Annotated in this window: 2 protein-coding genes, 1 tRNA gene and 1 pseudogene; all 4 read right to left on the reverse strand. The window is 58.7% G+C overall.

All coding sequences use genetic code 11. From position 1 onward, the window contains the following. Positions 1-351 (reverse strand): annotated as a pseudogene (locus tag ACOSYY_RS08240) (hypothetical protein); the annotation flags it as partial. A 40-nt stretch (positions 352-391) separates the two neighbouring features. Continuing rightward, a complete protein-coding gene (locus tag ACOSYY_RS08245; RefSeq protein WP_421661789.1) occupies positions 392-841 on the reverse strand; it encodes an ExbD/TolR family protein in 450 nt (149 codons plus the stop codon). After that, a complete protein-coding gene (locus ACOSYY_RS08250; protein ID WP_421661790.1) occupies positions 838-1,551 on the reverse strand; it encodes a MotA/TolQ/ExbB proton channel family protein in 714 nt (237 codons plus the stop codon). The genes ACOSYY_RS08245 and ACOSYY_RS08250 overlap by 4 nt, the downstream gene beginning before the upstream one ends. 83 nt (positions 1,552-1,634) lie before the next feature. Beyond that, a tRNA-Asp gene (locus ACOSYY_RS08255) sits at positions 1,635-1,713 on the reverse strand. Positions 1,714-1,767: the final 54 nt, after the last annotated feature.

The raw sequence follows: 1,767 nt of genomic DNA on the forward strand, positions 1-1,767 counted from the left end.
AATTGCCGGCGGGGGTGGAGGCAAAGTCGGCGAAGGTTGCGGCTCTGGCTTGCTTGGTGGCGGCGTCACGGCCCGCGGCTGAGGCTGCACCGGAGTCGGCTGACTCTTCTGAACGACCGGCTTCGGAGCCGGCGGCAAGGTAATCAAGGATACTTGCACGGCAGCAGAAAGGGGACGTTCACCCGTCTTGAACGACATGAAGGCAAATACGAGCAGGAGGGCAAGATGGAGCGATAGCGAGAGAGCCAGCGGTCCGGTGACAGGCTCGGTTTTCCCTCTGGCTCCGGTGAGAGGCAGGACCAACGGCAAGGAATGTGACGACGATTGAGACCGTGCGGCCATCTGACCCATTGTTTCCAACCGCCCCCGACCGTTTGAGCCGAATGACGTGTTAGCGCTTTTGCTCTCCGACCTTAGTCGGCTCCTCGGCCACCCGCTCACTGGTCGTTGGTTCCGTCACCATGCCCATTTTTTCGATGCCCGCCTTCTTCACCCCGTCCATCACCTGGACGACCGTGCCGTAGGGCACGTCCCGATCCGCCCGCAGAAATACCGACACGTCGGCGTTCTGCTCCTTCGCCGATCGGAGTCGCCGCTCAAGCTGTGCGACGCTGATCGGGTCCTTATCCAGGTACAGCTTCTGATCCTTCTCGATCGTCAGCACCATTCGCACTTCCGGCTTGATGGTATTGCTGGCCGACGACGGCAGCTTAATATCGATCCCGCGGTACAGCATGGGGGCGGTGATCATAAAGATGACCAACAGCACCAAAACGACGTCCACGAGCGGAATGACGTTGATCTCGGCCATGAATCGCCGATGCCGCGATTCCATCATCATGAAGCCGTTCCCCTAGCCCCAGCGCGCCGAAGCAACGAATTCAACATCTCCACGCTGAAGGTCTCCAGACGGAACGCCATCCGTCGAATGCGCGACAGAAAGTAATTATAGGCAACGACCGCGGGGATGGCTGTAAACAATCCCATCGCCGTCGCGACCAACGCTTCAGCGACTCCGGGGGCCACGGCCCCGATGCTGGGCGTTCCCTGCTGCCCGATTTCCCGGAATGAATCGATGATCCCCAGTACCGTCCCAAGCAACCCGATGAAGGGTGTAATGTTGCCTGTGGTCGCGAGAAAGGGCAGATAGGATTCCATTCTGGCCAATTGGCCCTGCACGATATATGCCATCGAACGTTCGAGATAATGCCGGTCCACCGGATTACCTTCCGCTGACTCGGGGTGGGCTTTGTGCGGATTCCCGCTGCCCTCAGGCATCTCCGGTAGGCGATCCAGGACGTTGAGCAGTACGGCCGCCGACGGACTGTCCCCGGCCCTGCGGGCCTGCCGTCGCATTTCCTCCACATCGTTCAGTTTTGCAACACTCGACAGAAACCGTTGATCCTCGGCATCGCTCCGACGATACACTCGAAGCTTATAGAGAATGATGGCCCAGGATAGAACGGAAAACCCGAACAAGAAGAGCAGGATGATCTTGGATACAAGGCCGAGCGAACTAACGAGTCCGAGGGGACCGGCTTGCAAATTCATTCCCTTTTAGTATCCCTCTTGTACCGCTCGCGGGAAAATATGCACCGGTTGCGTACATGATGTCACCCACCTAGAAATAAAAATGGCGGGGCCGACGGGATTTGAACCCGCGACCTCCAGATTGACAATCTGGCGTCCTAAACCAGGCTGAACGACGGCCCCGCAATGGATGGAGAGAGCTTGGCGACTGCGCAGTGCGAACTGTGGGTGCAGGTC

The organism is Nitrospira sp. BLG_2 (assembly GCF_049222245.1).